General features: G+C 64.2%; 18 protein-coding genes. 9 read left to right on the top strand and 9 right to left on the bottom strand.

Going from position 1 to position 20870, the window contains the following annotated elements:
* Positions 1 to 68 precede the first annotated feature (68 nt).
* The 4 genes from NE609_RS08070 (at position 69) to NE609_RS08085 (ending at position 4823) form a co-directional block, all read left to right on the top strand.
* The gene (locus NE609_RS08070; RefSeq protein WP_256152249.1) at positions 69 to 1574 is read left to right on the top strand and encodes a sugar ABC transporter ATP-binding protein; all 1506 of its coding nucleotides are present in this window, start codon (positions 69 to 71) and stop codon (positions 1572 to 1574) included.
* A 15-nt stretch (positions 1575 to 1589) separates the two neighbouring features.
* Positions 1590 to 2603 (top strand): beta-methylgalactoside transporter, encoded by a 1014-nt coding sequence (locus NE609_RS08075; RefSeq protein ID WP_101551666.1) that lies wholly within the window; start codon positions 1590 to 1592, stop codon positions 2601 to 2603.
* Between the two features lie 197 nt (positions 2604 to 2800).
* Complete coding sequence (locus NE609_RS08080; RefSeq protein WP_256152250.1) at positions 2801 to 4012, top strand: ROK family transcriptional regulator; 1212 nt, start codon at positions 2801 to 2803, stop codon at positions 4010 to 4012.
* A 13-nt stretch (positions 4013 to 4025) separates the two neighbouring features.
* Positions 4026 to 4823, top strand: a complete 798-nt coding sequence (locus NE609_RS08085) for a histidinol-phosphatase HisJ family protein (protein ID WP_101551662.1) — start codon at positions 4026 to 4028, stop codon at positions 4821 to 4823.
* Between the two features lie 53 nt (positions 4824 to 4876).
* Here NE609_RS08085 and NE609_RS08090 read toward each other — a convergent pair whose 3' ends face one another.
* Both NE609_RS08090 and NE609_RS08095 read right to left on the bottom strand, forming a co-directional pair.
* Positions 4877 to 5821 carry an ROK family protein gene (locus tag NE609_RS08090; protein ID WP_256152251.1) on the bottom strand — a complete coding sequence of 315 codons (945 nt, stop codon included), beginning with the start codon at positions 5819 to 5821 and terminating at the stop codon, positions 4877 to 4879.
* Positions 5822 to 7036, bottom strand: coding sequence for an ROK family protein (locus tag NE609_RS08095; RefSeq protein ID WP_101551659.1), 1215 nt, complete (start codon positions 7034 to 7036; stop codon positions 5822 to 5824).
* A gap of 140 nt (positions 7037 to 7176) precedes the next feature.
* On the opposite strand from NE609_RS08095, the gene NE609_RS08100 reads away from it, so the two are divergent.
* The 4 genes from NE609_RS08100 to NE609_RS08115 all read left to right on the top strand — a co-directional run bounded on the left by NE609_RS08100 (position 7177) and on the right by NE609_RS08115 (position 11860).
* On the top strand, positions 7177 to 8571 hold the full coding sequence (locus NE609_RS08100) for an SIS domain-containing protein (protein WP_256152252.1): 1395 nt from the start codon (positions 7177 to 7179) through the stop codon (positions 8569 to 8571).
* On the top strand, positions 8572 to 9552 hold the full coding sequence (locus tag NE609_RS08105) for a hypothetical protein (RefSeq protein ID WP_256152253.1): 981 nt from the start codon (positions 8572 to 8574) through the stop codon (positions 9550 to 9552). It begins immediately after the preceding gene.
* 9 nt (positions 9553 to 9561) lie between these two features.
* Entirely contained in the window at positions 9562 to 10593 is a 1032-nt protein-coding gene (locus NE609_RS08110; protein WP_121586824.1) for a bifunctional heptose 7-phosphate kinase/heptose 1-phosphate adenyltransferase, read from the top strand.
* Between the two features lie 136 nt (positions 10594 to 10729).
* Positions 10730 to 11860, top strand: coding sequence for a DUF4317 domain-containing protein (locus NE609_RS08115; RefSeq protein ID WP_101551651.1), 1131 nt, complete (start codon positions 10730 to 10732; stop codon positions 11858 to 11860).
* Positions 11861 to 12174: 314 nt separating this feature from the next.
* On the opposite strand, the gene NE609_RS08120 is transcribed toward NE609_RS08115, so the two are convergent.
* From NE609_RS08120 to NE609_RS08150, 7 genes are all read right to left on the bottom strand, one after another.
* The gene (locus NE609_RS08120; RefSeq protein ID WP_256152254.1) at positions 12175 to 12906 is read right to left on the bottom strand and encodes an ABC transporter ATP-binding protein; all 732 of its coding nucleotides are present in this window, start codon (positions 12904 to 12906) and stop codon (positions 12175 to 12177) included.
* On the bottom strand, positions 12903 to 13805 hold the full coding sequence (locus NE609_RS08125; RefSeq protein WP_256152255.1) for a glycine betaine ABC transporter substrate-binding protein: 903 nt from the start codon (positions 13803 to 13805) through the stop codon (positions 12903 to 12905). Before NE609_RS08125 ends, NE609_RS08120 begins: the two co-directional genes overlap by 4 nt.
* A complete protein-coding gene (locus NE609_RS08130; RefSeq protein ID WP_101551640.1) occupies positions 13802 to 14443 on the bottom strand; it encodes an ABC transporter permease in 642 nt (213 codons plus the stop codon). Before NE609_RS08130 ends, NE609_RS08125 begins: the two co-directional genes overlap by 4 nt.
* Before the next feature lie 23 nt (positions 14444 to 14466).
* Positions 14467 to 15072 (bottom strand): 4Fe-4S binding protein, encoded by a 606-nt coding sequence (locus tag NE609_RS08135; RefSeq protein WP_256152256.1) that lies wholly within the window; start codon positions 15070 to 15072, stop codon positions 14467 to 14469.
* Positions 15073 to 15293: 221 nt separating this feature from the next.
* Entirely contained in the window at positions 15294 to 16448 is a 1155-nt protein-coding gene (locus NE609_RS08140) for an ABC transporter substrate-binding protein (protein ID WP_121586821.1), read from the bottom strand.
* A 65-nt stretch (positions 16449 to 16513) separates the two neighbouring features.
* Positions 16514 to 17482, bottom strand: coding sequence for an ABC transporter permease (locus NE609_RS08145; protein ID WP_101551634.1), 969 nt, complete (start codon positions 17480 to 17482; stop codon positions 16514 to 16516).
* Positions 17483 to 17497: 15 nt separating this feature from the next.
* The gene (locus NE609_RS08150; protein WP_121586831.1) at positions 17498 to 18964 is read right to left on the bottom strand and encodes a sugar ABC transporter ATP-binding protein; all 1467 of its coding nucleotides are present in this window, start codon (positions 18962 to 18964) and stop codon (positions 17498 to 17500) included.
* Positions 18965 to 19265: 301 nt separating this feature from the next.
* Between NE609_RS08150 and NE609_RS08155 the strand changes: the two genes are divergently transcribed.
* On the top strand, positions 19266 to 20870 hold the full coding sequence (locus tag NE609_RS08155) for a helix-turn-helix domain-containing protein (protein ID WP_158595626.1): 1605 nt from the start codon (positions 19266 to 19268) through the stop codon (positions 20868 to 20870).

A 20870-nucleotide genomic window follows, 5' to 3' on the forward strand; every position in this document is an offset into this window, starting at 1 on the left:
CCAGGCAACCAGCACGCGCGGGGGACGGGTTCCCGTCCCCCGCGCTCCTAAAGGGGGAACTCAGCGAGATGAGTGAAAACGGCTACATCCTGGAAATGAACAACATCACCAAACGATTCCCCGGCGTTCTGGCGCTTGACAAGGTCACCCTCAAGGTGCGTCCCGCCACCGTGCACGCCCTGATGGGCGAAAACGGCGCGGGAAAATCCACCCTGATGAAATGCCTGTTCGGCATCTACGTCCGCGACGAGGGCGACGTGATCCTGGACGGGCAGCCGGTCAATTTCTCAGGCGCGCTTGACGCGATCGAACACGGGATCGCAATGATCCACCAGGAGCTCCACCCGGAGCCCCACCTGAGCGTCATGGAGAACATCTGGCTGGGGCGGTTCCCGATCAAAGGGATCGTTGTCGATTATAAAAAGATGTACAACGACACCCGGGACCTGCTCGAGCGGCTCAACCTCCACCTCGACCCGAAGGCGCTCGTCAAGACGCTCTCCGTATCGCAGATCCAGTCGATTGAAATCGCAAAGGCGGTTTCCTTTAACGCAAAGGTAATCATCATGGACGAACCGACCTCCTCGCTGACTTCCGACGAGGTCGACCACCTGTTTACGATCATAAACGACCTGCGCTCCAAGGGAGTCGCAATCATCTACATCTCCCATAAGATGGAGGAAATCAAGAAAATTTCCGATGAGGTCAGTATCATGCGCGACGGTACGATGATCGGTACCTGGAACGCCGCCGACCTCACGACGGATATGATCATCTCCAAGATGGTCGGGCGGGACATGAGCAACCGCTTCCCGCCCAAGACGAACAAGCCCGGTGAGGTTTACATGCGCGTCGAGGGGTTCTCGTCGATCCACGACCGCAGCTTCCAGGACGTGAGCTTCGAGCTGCGCCGCGGAGAAATCCTCGGGCTGGGCGGCCTGGTGGGCGCGCAGCGCACCGAGCTGGTCGAGGCGATCTTCGGCCTGCGCGCGCTCAGGGCGGGCAAGCTCTACCTCGACGGGAAGGAGGTTCGGGTTCACAACTCGACCGACGCGATGGACAACGGCATCGCCCTGCTCACCGAGGACCGCAAGGGCTCGGGCATCTTCCCGGTGCTGGGCGTGGGCGAAAACACCTACATCGCCGTCTACAAGCGCCTGGCGCGCTTCCTCGGCCTGATCAACGGCCGGCGCTGCAACGAGTTGGCCGAGGAGAGCATCGAACGCCTGTCGATCAAGACGCCGAGCATCCGCACCCCGATGAACAGCCTGTCGGGCGGCAACCAGCAGAAGGTGCTCTTTGCCCGGTGGCTGCTGACCGAGCCGGAGGTCCTGCTGCTCGACGAACCCACGCGCGGCATCGACGTGGGCGCGAAATACGAGATCTACACGATTATGGCCGACCTCGCGGCGCAGGGCAAATGCGTCGTGATGATTTCGAGCGAAATGCCCGAGCTGATCGGCATGGCCGACCGGGTCATGGTGATGTGCGAGGGCAAAAAGGCCGGTGAACTTGAGGGCGACGCGATCAATGAAGAGGAGATCATGCGCCTTGCCACCAAATTTATGGTTTAGAAAAGAGGCCGGAATATGGATGCAACGAACAAAACTTCCAAAAAACTGATTCGCTTCCTCGGCGACAACGCGATTACCCTCTGTCTGGTGGTGCTGGTGGTCGTCATCATCTGCATCAATCCGAAATTCTTCTCCTTCAACGTCCTGCGCGACGTCCTGCTCCAGAACGCGACCAAGCTGATCATGGCCTGCGGCATGATGTTCGTGCTCATCTCGGGCGGCGTCGACCTATCGGCCGGACGCATCCTCGGGCTCGCGGCGGTGCTGACCGCCTCGCTCGGACAGACGATCGACTACAGCCGCCGGTTCTATCCCAACATGCCGGACATCCCGATCATCGTTCCGTTTCTGGTCGCGCTGGCCGTCTGCATGCTGCTCGGCCTCTTCAACGGCACCGTGATCGCGAAGTTCGCCATCCCGCCCTTCATCGTGACGCTGGGCACGCAGGTCATCGCCTGGGGCGTGAACCTCCTCTACTTCGACCTGCCGCCCAACTCCTCCCAGCCGATCGGCGGCGTCAAAAAGAGCATCACCTACATGGGCTCCGGGCTGCTGGGCGGCAAGGTGCCGGTCATCATCCTCATCGCGCTGGCGGTCACGCTCGCGGTGTGGTTCATCCTCAAAAAGCTGCGCTTCGGGCGCAACGTCTACGCGGTGGGCGGCAACGCCGAGGCGGCCAACGTCTCGGGCATCAAGGTGACGGCCACGCTGATCGGCGTCTACGGCATCGCCGGACTGCTCTACGGGCTCGCGGGTTTCCTCGAGTGCGCGCGGACGGGCGGCGCGACCTCCGCCTACGGCCTCAACTATGAGTTCGACGCGATCGCCTCCTGCGTCGTGGGCGGCGTCTCCAACACCGGCGGCATCGGCACCGTGCCGGGCATGGTCGTCGGCGTGCTGATCTTCGGCATCATCAACTACGGACTCACCTTCATCGGCGTCAACCCGTACTGGCAGCAGATTATCAAGGGCATCATCATTATCGCGGCGGTCGGCTTTGACATCCGGAAAAACCTCCGGCGCAAATAACAGATTCATTCCTCTGCGATACATACTGATCTGATCTATACCGGTACGGCGAAGATATCTCACTGGATATTTCCGCCTGCCGGCCTTTTTTCTGGAAACAAAATGGGACTAGGTTTTCAGCCGGGCGCGTGTTATAATTTGACTGTTCCCCTTGCTTCGCGGCGGCAGCGTGAATTTGAATGATAAGGGATGATAACATGACGGAAACCGTCAGGCACGATTTGATGCGCAGCACGAACATGCTCAGCGTCTTTAACTGCATCCGCAAGCACGGCCCCATCTCCAAGCGCAGGATCCAGGAGGAGACGGGGCTGAGCTGGGGGGCGGTCTCCACCTTTTCCGCCGACCTGCTCGAACGGGGGATCATCAGCGAAACCGGGCGGGTGGACACCGGGTCGCGCCGTTCGGCCACGGCGTTCGACATCAATCTGGAAAACAACCTCATCATCGGCATCGACACCAACGTCATCGGCATGACCGGCGTGATCATCGACCTCAAAAGCCGCGTCAAGACCAAGATCCACCAGGAGCTGGTCAGCAACCACATCTCCGAGCTGCTCGAGCAGATGAAGGGGATCATCCGCCTGCTGATGGCGGAGGTCAGCGACCGGTCGGTCATCAAGGGGATCGGCGTCGCCTTCCCGGGGCATGTCGACACTGAGCGCGGCGTCTCGGTGCTCGCCCGGCAGTTCTGCAGCCTCGAGCCGCTCGACATCTGCGGCATCTTGAAGGGGGAGTTCGGTCTGCCGGTCGTGATCGAGCACGACCCGAACTGCTGCGCGCTGTCGGAGCAGCTCTTCGGCGCGGGGCAGGGGCTGACCAACCTGCTCTATGTCCGCCTCTCCCGCGGCATCGGCATGGGCATCATCCTCGGCGGCGAAATCTACCACGGGTTCTCGGGCGCCACGGGCGAGATCGGGCACATCACGATGGACCCGGACGGCGGGCCCTGCTACTGCGGCAACAACGGCTGCCTGGAAATCTACGCCTCGTCGGAGGCGGTGCTGAGCCGGTGCGAGCAGGCCGCGCGCATGGGGGACGCCCCCCGGCTCGCGGAACTCCTCGCGCGGGGGGAGCCCCTCACGCTCGAGACGGCGGAGAAGGCCGCGGCCGCGGGGGACGGGGCCGTCTACGACTTCTTCTACCGCGCCGCCGATTACGCGGGCCTCGCGGTATCCGCCGCCATCAACCTGCTCGACCCGCAGGCGGTCATCCTCGGCGGGGAGATGCCCGACGTGAAGGAGCCCTTCTACCGCCACCTGCGGGAGGTCATCGACAGACGGGTGTGGAACCGCCGCAGCATCGACATCCGCGTCTCCCACCTCGGGCGGTCGTCCGCCGCCATCGGGGCGGCCTCCCTCTTCATCCAGCAGGCGTTCTTCTCGGCCGTCGGGCCGGACGCCTCCTGAGGAGGCGCCGCGGATGTACCGTGCGGACAGCCACCTCCATTCGCTGCACTCGTTCGATTCCGCCGCGCCGATGGAGGCGCAGTGCGAAGCCGCGTGCGCGGCGGGGATGGAGGAAATCTGCTTCACCGAGCATTTCAGCGTGAACCCGCTGGTGCCGACCTACGGCTACCTCGACCGGGCGCGCTACGACGCGGATTACGCGGCCTGCCGCGGCGCGTTCGCCGGGAGGCTGCGCGTTTATAAAGGGATCGAGCTCTGCGAGCCCCACCGGTACGCCGAACGCTACCGGGAACTCTTTGCGCGCGGGCCGGTCGACGCGGTCGTCGGCTCGGTGCACAACGTGGATAACGGCAAGCTGCGCGCCCTTGTGCGGGACGAGGGGCCCGACCGGGCGTGCGAGAGATATTTTTCCGAGCTGCGCGACATGGCCGGGCGGGCGGAGATCGACGTGGCCGCGCATTTCGACCTCGTCAAGCGGTATATCGGCGCGCCCTTTACCGAACGGGAGGTGGAGCACAACCTCCGGGTGATCGGGGAGATCCTCCAGATCCTCGTCGAGCGGGGGATCGCGCTGGAGCTGAACGGTTCCACCCTCGGCTCCCTCGGCCAGCTGATGCCCTGTGAAGAGATCGTGCGGCTCTACGCGCAAAAGGGCGGGCGGCTGCTCACCTTCGGCTCGGACGCACACAGCCCCGAAAAGCTCGGGCAGGGCTTTGCGGAGGCCGCCGCGCTTGCGAAGAGCTGCGGCTTTCCGGGATTTTACACCTACCGGGCGCGCCGCCCGGTCTTCCATCCGTTCGAGGATGAATGACCAGAAAAAAACAGCCGCTTTCGCGGCTGTTTTTTTGTGCTGCCGTGCGGGCGCTACCGCGCCTGCTCGAGAAAGAGCGCGGCCGCGCCGAGCAGGGAGGCCTCGTAGCCGAGGCCGGTCGCGCGGATTTCAACGCCCGCGCAGGACTCGGCGGCGCGCGCGCCGAGCGCCGACCGCATCCGCGGAAGCAGCAGGCCGAGCGAGCGGGCGACGCCTCCGCCGAAATAGACCCGCTCGGGGTTGAGCATGCTCACGACGGGGGCGAGCGCCTGTCCGAGGTAGCCGCCCGCCCGGTCGAAGAGCGCCCGCGCGGGCGAAAACCCGGCCTGCGCGAGCGCGGCGCAGCCCGCCGCGTCGGGGGACGCGCCCCGTTCCCGCGCGAGGGCGGCGGCCTGGGGGTCCTCCGCCAGCAGGCGGGCGAACCGGCGGGAGAGGGCGGCGCCCGAGGCGTGCGCCTCGAGGCAGCCGCGGCTGCCGCAGGGACAGGGGAGGGGGTGCTCGAACTCGACCTTACAGTGCCCGAGCTCCCCGGCGAGGCTGTTGCAGCCCAGCAGCACCCGCCCGTCCGCGACAACCGCGCCGCCGATCCCGGTGCTGACGGTGATCCAGAGGAAGTTTTCGGGCGCGCCGGCGAACCGGAGTTCGGCGCGGGCACAGTTGTTGACGTCGTTTTCGCACCAGAGCGCGCGGATGCCCAGCGCCTCCCGCAGGAATTCGGCCGCGGGGAAGTCCCGCCATCCCGCGCCGGGCGCGAGCAGCAGGACGCTGTGGCTGTGGTCGACCATGCCGGGCAGGCTCACGCCCACCCCCTCGAGCGCTTGGGCGGGGACGCCGTATTCCGCCGCGGCCTCGAGCAGCAGGGCGGCGCAGCGGTTGAAATGCGCCGCGCAGTCCGATTTTTCGGTGACGATCTGCTTTTCAATGAGCAGCTCTCCGTTTTCGTTGACGAGCCCTGCGATCGTTTTGCTTCCGCCGATGTCAATCGCGCCGATATACATTTACAATCCCCCCAATGCGGCCTGTTCTTCGGAGATGCGGAAAAAGACCCGCCGGATAAACATGGCGGCCGCCCCGATCGCGGCGGAATCGCCGCCGAGCGAGGAGACGCGCAGATCGACCGGGCCGCTCCACGCGCGGCTTCCGACCGTCTCGCGCAGCCGTTCGATGCACAGGTCCGGGTAGGCGGCCAGCTCCCCCCCGATGACCACCGCGGCCGGGTCGATGATGTTCACGACGTTGGCGACGGCGATGCCCGCGTAGTCCGCCGCGCGGGAAAAGACCTCCGCGACCGCCCGTTCCCCCTGCCGCGCCGCCCGCGCGGCGGCCTCGAGGGTGATTGGGCCGTCCGCCGCGATCGAAGCGAGCAGCGGCGCCCGCCCGTCCGCCGCCAGCTCGCGGCAGCGGCGCAGGATGGCGTCGACCGACGCGACCGTTTCGAGGCAGCCGCGGTTGCCGCAGCAGCAGGGCTCCCCGTCGGGCAGCATGGTCATGTGGCCGATCTCGCCCGACGCGCCGCTGTGGCCGCGGTAGACCGCGCCGCCCGTGAGGATGCCCATACCGATGCCGTAGGAGAGGCGCACGAAGAGGAAGTCCTCCACGTCCTGCGCCGCGCCCATCCAGTGCTCGCAGACCGCCATGCAGTTGGGGTCGTGCTCAAGCAGGACCTCCAGCCCGAACGCCCGCTGGAAGATTTCCCGCATGTTGACCTCCGAGAGGCTCCCGAACTGGTGGGTCCAGAGGGAGACGCCCCGCTCGGCGTCGACCTGCCCGGGAAAGGCGATCGCGAGGCCCTTGACCGTGCCCGCGGCGGTCTGCCCGAGCAGCTCGGCGGCGGCCTCCTTCATGAGGCGGAGGATGTCCTCCCCCTTCCGTCCCTCGGTGGGCCGCCAGACGCGGGCGAGCACCCGGCTGCGCAGGTCGCAGACCACGCCGGTGAGGCCGGAGAGGTTGACGTCCAGCCCGATGATGAGGTTGTCCTTCAGGTTGATGTCGAAGCCGGAGGGGTTGCGTCCCGCGCCCTCCGTCCGGACGGGCAGCTCGCGGAGGACGCCCCGCTCGAGCAGGATGGAGCAGAGGTTGGAGACGCTGCCCCAGCTCAGCCCGGTGAGGGACTGGATCTGCCGCTTGGTGACGGGCGCGTGGGCGCGGATGCAGTCAAAGACGCTTTCCATATTGGCGCTGCGCATGTCGTCATGGTTCACGGTGCGCTGCAAGGAGAAGCCCCCTTTCTGTAAATATCACGATATGATAAATTTTTTTGCCTGACCCTATTGCAATTATATCACATCATGATATAATTGCAATAGGAAAGCTCGCACAAACCTGACACATCATCATCGGGAGGCGATTTGATATGGATTTTGACGGAAAAACCATCTCCTCGGCCCTGCTGGAATACACCGGGGACGTCGCGACGCGCGCGATGCGCACAGACTTCGACCTGCTCGCGCAAATCGCGCGGATGCTCATCGAGGCCAAGGAGCGCGGCGCGACGATCTACACGGCGGGCAACGGCGGCAGCGCGGCGACCGCCTCGCACATCTGCAACGACCTGCTTAAGGGCTGCCGCGTCCACAACCGCGAGGGCTTCAAAACCGAGTGCCTCGCGGATTCCTGCACGGTCATGACCTGCCTGGGCAACGACTTCTCCTATGAGGAGATCTTCTCCATCCAGCTGCGCACCAAGGCGCACCGGGGGGACGTGCTGCTCGTCTACAGCGGCAGCGGGAACTCCCCCAACATCGTGCGTCTGGTGGACACCGCCCGGGAGATGGGCGTCGTCACCATCGGCTTTTCCGGCCGGGACGGCGGGAAGCTCGCGGGCCGCTGCGACCTGCTGCTCATCGCGCCCACCGACTCGATGGAACAGATCGAGGATTTACATATGCTCTATGTGCACGCCCTCTCGAGCGTCATTCAGCAGGTCCTGCCCGACCGCTGGGGGGTGGAGTACGTCCGCTACCCCGACCCGAAGGCGGGGATCACCACTGCGCTCTTCGACTTTGACGGAACGGTGAGCCTCATCCGGGAGGGCTGGCGGGAGATCATGGTCCCTTATTTCGCCGAGGTGCTCGGCGCGACAGGGACCGGGGAATCGCCCGAGACGCTTTGCGAGGTGGCCGCCGACTTTGTCGACGCGCTCACCGGCAAGCAGACAATCTTCCAGTGCATCCGGCTGGACGAGGAGGTCCAGAAGCGGGGCGGCCCCCACCGGGATCCGCTGGAATACAAGGCGGAATACCTGCGGCGGCTGGGCGTCCACATCCGGGACCGGCGCGAGGGGCTGGAAAACGGGACGATCGACCCGTCCGAGCTGCTCGTGCCGGGCGTGAGGGAGCTGGTCGGCGCGCTGCGGGAGGCGGGGATCGCCTGCCACCTCGCGAGCGGCACCGACGAGGCCGACGTGCTCCATGAGGCGCGCCTGCTCGGGCTGGACGGCTGCTTCGACGCCATCCACGGCGCGCGCGACGAGATGACCGAGTGCTCCAAGGAGCAGGTGCTGCGCGGGCTCTTTGCCGACGGCACCCTGCGTCCGGAGCAGCTCGTCTCCTTTGGGGACGGGTATGTCGAGATCGAGCTGGTCGCGCAGCTCGGGGGCTACACCTTCGGCGTCGCCACGGACGAGGTGTGCCGGAAGGGGATTAACGAATGGAAGCGCCGCCGCCTGCTTTCGGCGGGCGCGGACGCGATCATTCCGGATTTTGCCGGGTACCGGCAAATCGTACACGCGATCAGGGAGGGAATTTAAATGCCGTTTGAGAAGTTTGACCGCTCCAGGCTGGAGATCTTCCCGCTCGAGCAGCGGGTGCACGACGTGGACATCAGTGTTGTGAAGTCGCTGGACGACCCCGTCCCGCCCTTTTCGCATCCCGAGCTGCCCGCCATCGCGCGCGACGTCGTGGCGGCCCGCCGGGAGCACGACGCGACGGTGCTGATGATGTACGGCGCCCACGTCATCCGCACCGGCAACGGCCTGCACATGATCGAATTGATGAAGCGCGGGCTGGTGACCCACTTCGCCACCAACGGCGCGGGCTCGATCCACGACTATGAGCTCGCGCTCATCGGCAGGACCTGCGAGAGCGTGGCCAAATACATCAGCATGGGCCAGTTCGGCCTGTGGACCGAGACGGGACGGCTCAACGACATCATCAAAGAGGGCGTTCGGGACGGACTCGGCTGGGGCGAGGCCGTTGGCCGCTACATCTGGGAGGAGAAGCTCCCCAACCGCGAAAAGAGCGTGCTGGGCATGGGGTACCACCTCGGCGTGCCCTGCACGGTGCATATCGGCGTGGGCAACGACATCATCCACGAGCACCCCAACTGCGACGGCGCGGCGATGGGGGAGGCGTCCTACAACGATTTCCTCATCTATGCGCAGAGCGTGACGAAGCTGGAGCACGGGGTGTTCCTCAATTTTGGCTCGGCGGTCGCGGGGCCGGAGGTCTACCTCAAGGCGCTCGCGATGGCTCGCAACGTCGCGCGGCAGGAGGGGCGGCAGATCGCCCATTTCACGACCGCGGTCTTCGACCTGCTGGAGATCGAAAACGGGGACTTTTCAGCCGCGCCGCCCAAGAGCGACCCGCGCTACTATTTCCGCCCGTGGAAGACGATCCTCGCCCGCACGGTGGCGGACGGCGGCGTGAGCCATTACATCCGGGGAGAGCACCAGAGGACGGTTCCCGCGCTGGCGCGGATGATCCTGGAGCTCGACAGCGCGGGAAAGTGAGGGAGCGCCATGATCGACTATCGCCGGATGATCGGGGCGATTGAACGGGAGCCCGCCTGCACCGTCGTGGTGTTCGGCGACTACTGCCTCGACAAATACCTCTATACCGATCCCGCCAACGACGAGCTCTCGGTCGAGACGGGGCTTGTCGCCCGCCAGTTCGACCGCAAGGCGATCTTCGCGGGGGTGGGCGGTACGATCACCAACAATCTGCGCGCGCTCGGCGTTGGGGTGCGCTGCGTCGGGATGCTCGGAAGCGATGGGGAGGGCTGGGAGCTGGAGCGCGCGCTCCGGGAGACCGGCGCGGACACCCGCTTCATGCTTGAGACGCCCGGCCGCTGCACCTGCACCTACACCAAGCCGATGCAGAAGAACCCCGACGGCGGCTACAGCGAAACGGGGCGGCTGGATTTCCGCAGCCTGACACCGCTTCCGCGGGCCTATGAGGACGCGCTCGTCAGCAGGCTGGGGGAGGCCCTCGCGGGCGCGGACGCGGTGATCATCACCGACCAGTTCGTCGAGCGCGGACTCGGCGCGCTGACCGACCGGGTGCGGGCCGCCGTCTGCGCGATGGCGGAGGCGAACCCGGAAAAGCTCTTTTACGCCGATTCCCGCGCGTTCGCGGGGGAGTACCGCCACGTGATCGTCAAGTGCAACCATCTCGAGCTGCTGCACATCTGCGCCCCCGGCTTTAGCGGGGAACCCGGGCAGGCCTTCCTGGAGGAGTGCGGCCGGGAGCTTTCGGCGCGCACCGGCCGTCCCGCCTTCGTCACGATGGGGGACAAGGGCTCGCTCGTCTTCGCAAACGGGGCGGTCACCGCGGTGCCCGCCTTCCATGTGGAGGGGCCGGTGGATATCGTCGGCGCGGGCGACGCGACCAACGCGGGCATCGTGCTTGGCTTCTGCCTTGGCTTCTCCGCTCCCGAGGCGGCGGCGCTGGGGAACTGCGTCTCCTCGATCACCATCCAGCAGATCGGCAGGACGGGCACCGCCACCCGCTCGCAGGTCGCCGAACGGCTGCGCACCCGCCTGGAACAATAGGATCGGAACCATAGGAAAGGCCGGCGCCGCGCGCCGGCCTTTTTTCGTGCTGTCTTTTCGCGCGCTTTGTGCTATAATAAGCGGGCGGCGCGGCTGTGCAAAGGCCGCCGGAATACATAGAGGACTAGAGGAAGTTATGAACGAAAAAGAAATTGCAGAAATCCGCCGCCGGTTCCGTCCCGACAAGTCGAACATCACCCACATCCGGGGATGCTACGTCAACGACAAGCGGGAGATCGTCACCGGCATCGACCAGTCGCTCGCGGTGATGCCGCAGGAGGAGTCCGAAAAGCTGCTGACAATCCTCCGCCGGGCCCTCTCGGGGACGGTCGGGAAGAATTTGGTCGACATCCCCTTTACGACGCAGCAGGTCGTCGACAGCGAGGAGCACCGGCTGCTGATGGCGCTGCGGGATTCCGCGCTGAAGGACGAGGAGGCCGTGCAGGCCTTTTTCCAGCGGGTGATCCAGTCGCTTACGCTGGAGGGCGGCTACCTGATCCTGCTGGCGGCGGACAAATACGACGTGCCCTACCGCTCGAAGGACGGGGAACGGCAGGACGACGCCTCCTCGGAGGTATACTCCTACATCCTGTGCGCCGTCTGCCCGATCAAGGAGACGAAGCCCGCGCTGGGTTATTACGTCAACGAGAACGCCTTCCGCAGCTGCCGGACCGACTGGATCGTCGGCGCACCCGAGCTCGGGTTCCTGTTCCCCGCGTTCGACGACCGCAGCGCCAACATCTACGGCGCGCTCTACTACTCGCGCGACATCGCGGAAAGCCACGGGGAGTTCGTGGACGCGGTCTTTCGCCGTGAGGCGCCGATGCCCGCCGCCGAACAGAAGGAGACCTTCCAGTCGATCCTTGGGGAGACGCTGGCGGGCGAATGCAGCTACGGCGTCGTGCGGGCGGTCCACGACCGGCTGTACGAGATGGTCGAGGAGCACAAGGCGAACAAGGCCGAAGCACCGCTGGTGGTGTCCAAGCAGACGGTGCGGCGGGTGCTCGAATCGTGCGGCGTCGCGGAGCCGCAGGCGGCGGAATTTGAGGAGAAGTTCGACGCCGGGTTCGGCGCCGACGCGGACGTCAGCCCGCAAAATCTCGTCGACGTGAAACGGATCGAGGTCCGCACCCCCGACGTGACAATCCATGTGAGCCCCGGGCGCAGCGATCTGGTCGAGACGCGGGTGATCGACGGCGCGCGGTATATCCTGATCCGCGCCAACGACGGCGTCGAGGTCAACGGGGTGAACATCAGCAAGTTTTGACGGCGCGCCCCTAAAAGCGGATGCGGAAAGGCGCCCGGCGGATTGACCGCCGGGCGCCTTTTTTGCGTGGGCTTGCGGCTTCGGGGCCGCGTTCAGGCGAGTTTTCCCTTTAGCTGTAGAGGGCGGTCGCGTCCGTCTGCACATGAGGGGAGATCAGGCGGCTGACCCGTTCGATCGACGTTCTTGTGTGCGGATCGAGAAAAAATCCTGAACATTTTACCCGCGGCGCATCCAAATTTTACAGGTCCGGCGCGCAAAAAAGGAAGGCCGCAGGCATCTGCCTGCAGCCTTCCCGTATAGATGGCAATGGATCGTCAGCCCCCGACCAGCTCCCGCACGAAGGCGGTGGCGGGACGGTTGCGCAGCTCGTCGGGCGGGCCGTCCTGCACGATGCCGCCGTGGTCCATGACGAGCACGCGGCTCCCCAGCTTGAGTGCCTCGCCGATGTCGTGGGTGATGAAGACGATCGTGACGCCCTGCTCCCGGTGGATGCGCAGAATCTCGTCCTGCAGCGCCTTGCGGGTGATGTCGTCCACCGCGCCGAACGGCTCATCCATCAGCAGGATGTCTGGGGAGGCGGCGAGCGCCCGCGCGATGCCGACCCGCTGCTTCTGCCCGCCCGAGAGTTCGGCGGGATAGCGTCTGGCAAGCTCGGGATCGAGGCGCACGACCTCCATCCATTTCTTCACCGCGCGGCGGGTCTTCTCCTTGTTCTGCTTGTTGAGCAGGGTGGGGACGTAGGCGATGTTGTGCCACACGTCCATGTGGGGGAAGAGCCCCACCCCCTGGATCGCGTAGCCGATGTTGCGGCGCAGGACGATCTGGTCGACGGTCGAGACGTCCCGCCCCTCCACATAGACGGCGCCCGTGTCGGGGGAGAGCAGGCCGTTGATGAGCTTTAAAAGGGTCGTCTTGCCGCAGCCCGAGCTGCCGATCACGGTGACGAACTCGCCGCGCGCGATCGAGAGACTCACGTCGGTGAGCACGTCGTTGACGCCGTAGCTCTTGCCGACATGGTCGAAACGGATGATCGGGTCACCGCTCATTTGAGCAGCCCCTTGGAGGTCAGGAATTCCTTCGCGACTTCCTTTTCATCGCGGTTTTCCACCTCGACCTGGTAGTTCATCGAGGCCATCTCGGCGTCGGTGATGAGGCCGTTCATCTTCTCGAGCACCGGCTCGAGCTCGGGGTGCTTTTCAAGGGTATCCATCCGCACGACGGTGCCGCAGTAGTAGTTGGTGAAGAGGTGCTTGTCGTCGGTGGGCAGCGTGATGTCCGCGACGCTGAGCTGCGCGTCGGTGGTGAAGGCGTTGGTCACGTCAATATCGCCGTTTTCAAGCGCCTTGTATTTGAGGCCGATGTCGATGTCGGAGGTGGATTTGAAGTTCATGCCGTAGGCCTCGGCAAGGTGGGGGAAGCCGTCCGCCTTCTCGAAGAAGTCGGGGTTCGCGCCGAAGACGAGTTCCGGGGAGACCTTCGCGATGTCGGAGTAGGTCTTGATGCCGTACTGCTCCGCCACATCGCGCCGCACCGCGAGCGCGAAGGTGTTGTTGAAGCCGTAGAGCCCCGTCCATTTGAGGCCGAGCTTCTGGTACGCCTCCTGCAGGCCCGCGTAGAGGGTGTCGTCGTCGGGGACGTCCTCCCGCTTGACGACGAACGCCCAGGCGGTCCCGGTGTATTCGGGATAGAGGTCGAAGTCGCCCTTGAGGAGCGCGGGGTGGATGTTGGTGGTGCCGCCGCCGATCCCCTTGGTGATCTCGACGGTGAGCCCGGTGTCCTGCTCGATGAGTTGCGCGAGCATTTCCGAGAGGATGAACTGCTCGGTCATCGGCTTGGTGGCGATCTTGACGACGCCGGAATCCTTTTTGCCGCAGCCGGAAAAGACGCCCGCGAAGAGCAGGACGGCCAGCAGAACGCTGAGAACCTTACGGATTTGATGTTTCATTGTTCCAGTCTCCATTTCTTTTTGAGATAGTGCTCCAGCCTGCCGAGCAGGAAATCGCACAGCAGCGCCACGGCGGCGATCAGCAGGCTTCCCGCCACGGTGAGGCTGATGTTGTTGGTGGTGATGCCGCGGTAGACCGCGACGCCCAGTCCCCCCGCGCCGATGAAGGCGGCGATGCCCGAGAGGGAGACGGTCATGACAACCATGTTGCGCAGCCCCGCGACGATGACGGTCATCGCCAGCGGCAGCTTGACGCGCACCATGATCTGGAGGTCGGTGCTGCCCATGCCGCGCGCCGCCTCGATGATCTCGGGGTCGATCGAGGTGATGCCGGTGTAGGTGTTGCGTACCATCGGCAGCAGGGCGTAGACGGTGAGCGCGATGATCGCGGTCGTGTCCCCGATGCCGGAAAACGGGATCAAAAAGCCCAGCAGGGAGATCGACGGGATCGTGTATACGACGTTGGTGACCCCGATGACGAAGGGCGCGGCCCGCCGGTGTCCGCTGATATAGACGCCCAGCAGCAGCCCGGCCGCCGCCGCGATGACGATCGCGGTCGCAGAGATGCGCAGGTGCTGCACAAGCAGCTCGGCGAAGAACTCCCGCCGTTCGCCATAGAGGCGCAGTATTTGTGACATGTGTGTTCCCCTTTATCTGAGTCCTACCGGTGCAGCCGGCGAATCGCCCCCACCGGGCAGGTCTCGGAGCAGAGCCCGCACTGCAGGCAGTGCTCCCATGCTATTTTGTACGGCGTGCCCTCCGAAATGCATTTCTGGGGGCAGGCGTCGGCGCAGGCGCCGCAGCCGATGCAGCTGCCGGTGATTTCAAAGCCGCAGTGCTCCTCCGGCGCGCCGCCGAAGGAGAAGGTCTCGCGGCGGATGGGGTAGTGGAGCAGGTCGAACCATTCGCCAGAGCCCTCATAGATGAGGAAGGCGTCGAGCGCGTAACGGCTCTCGCCCGGGTAGACCTCGTTCATGCCGGGGTTCTGCTCGAACACCCGGTCGACCCATTTCTGCTCGACCTTCCGCACGCGGCCGCTCAGCTTGAGCGACTGGCAGTCGGGCGCCATCGCCGAGAGGGCGATCTTCCCGGTTTCGGCAAGCTGCCGGTAAAACGGCTTTCCCCGCGAGGTTACGATATAGAGCCCCTCGGGTTCGCAGAGCATAACGTTGATGATGCGAGACTGCGGGTTCCCGTCGGCGTCCACCGTCGCGGCGGAGGCGATCTTTACCGTCCGGAACATCTTCAGATAGGATTGCGCGTCCATAAATCGGCCCGCCTTTCATTCTATTCCCGCGCCGGGAGGCGCGTTCTTTCGACGCTTTCATCATAATACACCGCCCGCGCAAAGTAAAGTAAGCACTTTCCGGTAACGTAGGTACCCAAAGGATACCGTGGCGGCGGGGAACAAGAGAAAACCGGCCCCCCGCGCAGGGCGGGGAGCCGGTCTGACGAGAATAGGAGAAAGAAATGAATGTGAATTGGGCGTTATTCGTAGACGAGCTCGGAGATCGAAGGATCCTGGAGCGCCTCGGCGTTGTACCACTTGGCGCCGGTGTCGACGATCGGGCTCGCGGCGGGTTTGCCGTTGATGGCGTCAACCGCCAGGGAGACGGCCTTGTAGCCGATCTGGTAGGGGTCCTGGGTCACGGAGCCGAGGAACCAGCCGTTCTCGACGGCGACGCGCTGGGTCTTGCCGGCGTCAAAGCCGATGGCGATGATGTCCTTGAACTTGCCGTTGTCCTTGTTGAAGTCGTTGCCGTCGTTGGAAGCGGCGAGGATGCCGCCGGCGGCGTTTTCATTGGAGCCGTAGATCGCGACGAGGTTGTCGAGGCCGAGCAGCGCCTCGGCGCCGGTCTTCTGGTCGGCGGCGGAGGTGGTGGCCGGGACGTTGACGTTGACAATCACCTTCGGGGAGGCGGCGTCCTTGGCATACTTGTCGTGGCCGACAACCTTGACGGAGTCGTCGCCGACGAGCTCAACGAGCTTGTTGATGAAGCCGGAGGTACGGGAGATGATCGAATCGGAGGTCGCGTCCTGGGAGAGGACGGCCACGTTGATCGGCGCCTCGGGGGTGGCGGCGGCGAGCTTCGCCTGGAAGCCGGCGTCAGCGTACAGCTGCTCGGCAGCGATCGCGGCGGCGGCGGAGTTGTCGGTGGAAGCGGTCGCATAGATGGAGCCCTCGGGAGCGTTCGGAACGCCCGAGTCAAAGCCGACGACGGGGATCCCGTTGTCCTTGCAGGCCTGGAGCTGCTCCTTCACCGACTCGGTGTCGAGCGCGGCGAGGCAGACGGCGGCGGGCTTTTTGTCCATCGCGGATTTGAGCATGTCGACCTGGATGGCGATATCCGACTCGGTCGGCGGGCCGTCGAAGGTGATTTCAACGCCGAGGTCGGCGGCCGCCTGATCGGCGCCCTTTTTGACGACCTGCCAGAACTGGTGCTGGAAGCCCTTGGAGACGACCGCGATGTAGGGCTTTTCGCCGTTGTCGGCGGGAGCGGGCGCGGCCGCGTCAGGGGCGGGTTCCGCGGTGTCGGCGGGGGCTGCCGGGGCCGGGGTCGGCTCGGCGGCCGGCTTGGAGCCGCAGGCGGAAATGGAGATCAGCATCAGGCCCGCGAGCACGATTGCCAGGAATTTTTTCATTTTGTTTTCCTCCTTAACAAATGGTGGCTATTTTAACACGGGAGTCCTCCCGCAGGAGCGACGGGTTATTTCGCGGCGGAAGCCTTCTTGTTGCGGTAGATGTCGAGCAGCACCGCGAGGATGACCACGAGGCCGGTGAAGAAGGTCTGGAAGTGGCCCTGCAGGCCCATCGACATGAGGCCGGTCTTGAGCACGCTCATGAGCAGCGCGCCGATCAGGGTGCCGGACATGGTGCCGATGCCGCCGGACATCGAGGTGCCGCCGATGATGACCGCCGCGATGGCGTTCATTTCAAGGCCGTTGCCGGTGCCGGGGATGATGGTGGTGTATGTAGCCGCATAGACGATCGCGGAAAGGCCGCAGAAGAAGCCGCAGACGGTGTAGACGAGGGTCTTCCATTTGATGACGTTGACGCCCGACAGCCGGACGGATTCCTCGTTGGAGCCGATCGCGTAGGTGTAGCGGCCGAAGCGGGTCTTGTTGAGCAGAAGCATCGCGATGAGGAAGAAGACGAGCATATAGACGATGCCGGAGGGGAAGCCGCCGGGGGTCTTGTAGAAGACCGCCTTGTAGCCGCCGTCCGCGTCGAAGCCGGAGGGGAAGCGCTGGGTCTGCACCTTGGTGATGATCGAGCCGAAGCCCTGGGTCATCATCATCATGCCGAGCGTGGCGATGAAGGGGGGGAGCTTGAGGCGGGAGACGAGCGTGCCGTTGATGAAGCCCACGAAGGTGGCGATGATCACGATGACCACCAGGCAGAGCCAGATGTTGACGCCCTTGGTGTAGAGGTAGCCCGCGATGAGGGCGGACATCATCATGTTGGTGCCGATCGACAGGTCGATGCCGCCCGTAATGATGACGAAGGTGATGCCGAACGCCATCATCCCGACGTAGTAGGTGCTGTCGAGGATGCTGACGAGGGTGCCGGCGGAAAAGAAGTTCTTGCCGAAGAAGCAGAAGAAGATATACAGGATGACCAGCGCCGCGGGGGCGAGAAGTTTCTGAATGTTGAGTTTTTTAGCTGTGTTCCCCATAACCAACGACCTCCGTTAATTTCTCATAGTGGCGTATTTCATGATGACCTCCTGCGAGGCGTCCTGGATATCCAGGATCTTGGTGAGCCTGCCCTCGCACATGCACACGACCCGGTCGCTCATGCGCAGGACCTCCTGCAGCTCGGAGGAGATCATGATGATCGATTTGCCCTCGTGCGCCAGCTCGTTCATGAGCTTGTAGATTTCGCTCTTGGCGCCGACGTCGATGCCGCGCGTGGGCTCGTCGAAGATCAGGATGTCGCAGTTTTTGACCAGCCACTTGGCGATGATGACCTTCTGCTGGTTCCCGCCCGAGAGGTTGCGGATGAGCTGGGAAACAGACGGCGTCTTGATGTTAATCCTGCCGACGTACTCCTGCGTGGCCTCGCGGATCTTGCGGTCGTCGACGAAGCCGGCGCGGGAGAATTCCTCGAGGTTCGCGAGCACGGTGTTGTCCGCGACGGACAGCCCCACCGCGAGCCCGAACCGCTTGCGGTCCTCCGAGAGGTAGCCGATGCCGGCCTTGACTGCGTCCTCGGGGGTTTTGATGTGGAGTTCCGTGCCGTTCTTGCGGATGACGCCCCCGTCGCGGGGGTCGGCCCCGAAGATGAGGCGCGCCGTCTCGGTGCGCCCGGCGCCCATCAGACCGGCAAAGCCGAGGATCTCGCCCTTATGTAGCTGAAAGGAGACGCCCTTGACGTCCTTGGAGACGAGGTTTTCCACCTCGAGCACGACCGGCGCGTCGGGGGGGACGTTGCTCACCGTCTTGGGCTCCTCGTAGATGGTGCGCCCGACCATCGCGTTGATGATCTCATCGAGGTTGGTGTCCTTCGTGTTGAGGGTGGTGATATACTCGCCGTCGCGCATGACGGTGATGCGGTCGGTGATCTCCATGATCTCGTCCATGCGGTGGGAGATGTAGACCATCGTGACCCCGCGGTTCCGCAGGTCGTTCATCGTCTTGAAGAGCTCGGTGATCTCCGCCTCGGTGAGGGCCGCCGACGGCTCATCCAGGATGAGCACCGACGAATCGAAGGAGATCGCCTTGGTGATCTCGACCATCTGCTGCTTGCCGACGGTGAGGGAGCCGACCTTGTCGGTGGGCCTGATCGTCAGCTTGAGGTGGTCGAAGAGCTTCTGGGTGGCGGCGTTGATCTGGTCGTCGTGGAGGAAGAAGCCCTTGCACTCCCGCCCGATGAAGATGTTCTGGGCGGCGGTGAGGTGGTTCATCAGGTTGAGCTCCTGGTGGACGATCGAGATGCCCGCCTCCTGGGCCTCCTTCGGGTTTTTGAACTGGACCTCTTTGCCGTTGTAGATGATCTTGCCCTCGTCCGCCTTGTAGATGCCGGTGAGCACCTTCATCAGCGTCGACTTACCGGCGCCGTTTTCTCCGACGAGCGCGTGGATCTCCCCGCGCCGCAGTTCGAGGTGGCATTGTTTCAGCGCGTGGACGCCCTGGAAACGCTTGTCGATTCCGACCATCTGGAGGATGACCGGGCTTTCCGGGCTGGTATGTTCACTCACAGCAGAATCACCCCTATTGGTTGTATTTGTCAACATACTACAAAAAATAATAATAATGAATAAATAAATTATATAATTTGACATATGTTGCCCGCTGATTTTCATTATAGAGGCTTCTCCGGGGGAATCCCATAGAGAATTTTCCATAAATTGTTCAAATTTTTACTTTTCAGGGGAAATTCTCTTGTAAGGCCGTGTGTTTTCCGATAACATGAAAATGAACAGAAATCGACATTTCCAGAAAGGCACAGGCGTCAACATGTACAAAATCATGCTTGCGGAGGATGAACTTGAGGTTTTGGGCGCGATGCTCCGGACGATCCGCTGGACCGAGCACGGCTTCGACCCGCCGGTCGGCTGCCGCGACGGGCGGGAGGCGATTGAAAAGCTCGAGGGGGGCTTTGTGCCCGACGTGCTGATCACCGACATCTGCATGCCCTTTGTCGACGGACTCGAGCTCACCCGCTATATCAACGAGCACCTGCCCAACACCGTGGTGGTGATCCTCACCGGCTACGACGACTTCCAGTACGCCCACCGGGCGATCAAGATGCAGGTCTACGACTATGTCCTCAAGCCGGTCACCCCGGCGAGCATCAACGAGCTGACCGACCGGCTCAGGGGGGAGCTCGACGAGCGCCGGCTGCGCAACATCGACGACTCGATGCAGATCGTCGCCAGCTACTTCTTAAATCAGCTCATGACCCGCCGCCTCGACGCGAAGCGGATCGAGGAGAGCTGCCGCGCACACAAGCTGGACTTCGCGGGGCGCTATCACATCGCGGCGGTGCTCGACGTGGACCTGCGCGCGCCCGCGACGGAGGACGACGGCGGCAACCTCGAGCTGATGCGCTACGGGCTGGCGAACATCGCGCAGGAGCTGTCGGAAAACAGCCACGGAACGCTTGCCTTCCAGGGCAACGACGGCCTGACCAAGCTGATCATCAGCTCCGGGGAGCGCGACGGCCTCTACGCGGCCGCCATCGGGCTCTGCCGGACGATCTCCAAGACGGCGGGCGCCGCGCTGCAGGTGCCCGTCTCGGGCGGCATCGGGGACCCGGTCGCCTACCTCGACGAGCTGCACCTCTCCCACGGGCAGGCGATGACCGCGCTGGGCTACCGGTTCTTTTACGGGGAGTCGAGCGTCACCTGCGTGGCGGACGTCGACATCCGGGAGACGCGGGACATCGACTATTTCAGCTGCGAGCGGCGGCTGGAGGCCGCCGTCAAGACCCTCGACCGGGAGGGCGCCCGCGCCGCTGTGCACGACCTGGTCGGGCAGCTCCGCTCCGGCCACGTCCCCTTCGAGCGGTGCGTGCTCTACAGCCAGAAGCTGATGATGACCCTCATCGGGCTCACCGACGAGCTGATCGGCGGCGCCGAGGTGGAGTCGCTCGAAAAGACGTGGGAGCAGTTCAACTTCTATTCCGCCCCGACGCTCGGGCGGCTGGAACGGATGATCGACGAGGTGTGCGACAAGGCGTTCAAAATTCTCGCCCTCACCAAGAGCGACACCGCCGCCGCCCAGGTGAGCAAGGCGGAAAAATACATCCGCGAGCACTACGGCGACCCGAGGCTCTCCCTCAACATGATCACCGAGCACCTTGCGATCAGCACGAGCTATTTCAGCGCGATCTTCAAGTCGCGCACCGGCGCGACCTTTGTGGAATACCTGACCCGGGTGCGCATGGAGAAGGCCCAGCAGATCCTGGCCTTCACCGACCGGCGCACCTATGAGGCCGCGGAGGACGTGGGCTTCTCCGACCCGCACTATTTCAGCGTGACCTTCAAGCGGGTGACGGGCATGACGCCCAAGGAATACCGGGAGTTCAGCCGGCGCGGCGACACCGCGCCTCAGGCCTGA

The organism is Anaerotruncus sp. DFI.9.16 (genome assembly GCF_024461615.1).
Lineage (GTDB): Bacteria > Bacillota > Clostridia > Oscillospirales > Ruminococcaceae > Anaerotruncus > Anaerotruncus massiliensis.

Bases quoted from the DNA above. Each gene is read 5' to 3' on its own strand.
- NE609_RS08070 (WP_256152249.1), top strand. From the start codon at position 69: ATGAGTGAAAACGGCTACATCCTGGAAATGAACAACATCACCAAACGA.
- NE609_RS08075 (WP_101551666.1), top strand. From the start codon at position 1,590: ATGGATGCAACGAACAAAACTTCCAAAAAACTGATTCGCTTCCTCGGC.
- NE609_RS08080 (WP_256152250.1), top strand. From the start codon at position 2,801: ATGACGGAAACCGTCAGGCACGATTTGATGCGCAGCACGAACATGCTC.
- NE609_RS08085 (WP_101551662.1), top strand. From the start codon at position 4,026: ATGTACCGTGCGGACAGCCACCTCCATTCGCTGCACTCGTTCGATTCC.
- NE609_RS08090 (WP_256152251.1), bottom strand. From the start codon at position 5,821: ATGTATATCGGCGCGATTGACATCGGCGGAAGCAAAACGATCGCAGGG.
- NE609_RS08100 (WP_256152252.1), top strand. From the start codon at position 7,177: ATGGATTTTGACGGAAAAACCATCTCCTCGGCCCTGCTGGAATACACC.
- NE609_RS08105 (WP_256152253.1), top strand. From the start codon at position 8,572: ATGCCGTTTGAGAAGTTTGACCGCTCCAGGCTGGAGATCTTCCCGCTC.
- NE609_RS08110 (WP_121586824.1), top strand. From the start codon at position 9,562: ATGATCGACTATCGCCGGATGATCGGGGCGATTGAACGGGAGCCCGCC.
- NE609_RS08115 (WP_101551651.1), top strand. From the start codon at position 10,730: ATGAACGAAAAAGAAATTGCAGAAATCCGCCGCCGGTTCCGTCCCGAC.
- NE609_RS08120 (WP_256152254.1), bottom strand. From the start codon at position 12,906: ATGAGCGGTGACCCGATCATCCGTTTCGACCATGTCGGCAAGAGCTAC.
- NE609_RS08125 (WP_256152255.1), bottom strand. From the start codon at position 13,805: ATGAAACATCAAATCCGTAAGGTTCTCAGCGTTCTGCTGGCCGTCCTG.
- NE609_RS08130 (WP_101551640.1), bottom strand. From the start codon at position 14,443: ATGTCACAAATACTGCGCCTCTATGGCGAACGGCGGGAGTTCTTCGCC.
- NE609_RS08135 (WP_256152256.1), bottom strand. From the start codon at position 15,072: ATGGACGCGCAATCCTATCTGAAGATGTTCCGGACGGTAAAGATCGCC.
- NE609_RS08140 (WP_121586821.1), bottom strand. From the start codon at position 16,448: ATGAAAAAATTCCTGGCAATCGTGCTCGCGGGCCTGATGCTGATCTCC.
- NE609_RS08145 (WP_101551634.1), bottom strand. From the start codon at position 17,482: ATGGGGAACACAGCTAAAAAACTCAACATTCAGAAACTTCTCGCCCCC.
- NE609_RS08150 (WP_121586831.1), bottom strand. From the start codon at position 18,964: ATGGTCGGAATCGACAAGCGTTTCCAGGGCGTCCACGCGCTGAAACAA.
- NE609_RS08155 (WP_158595626.1), top strand. From the start codon at position 19,266: ATGTACAAAATCATGCTTGCGGAGGATGAACTTGAGGTTTTGGGCGCG.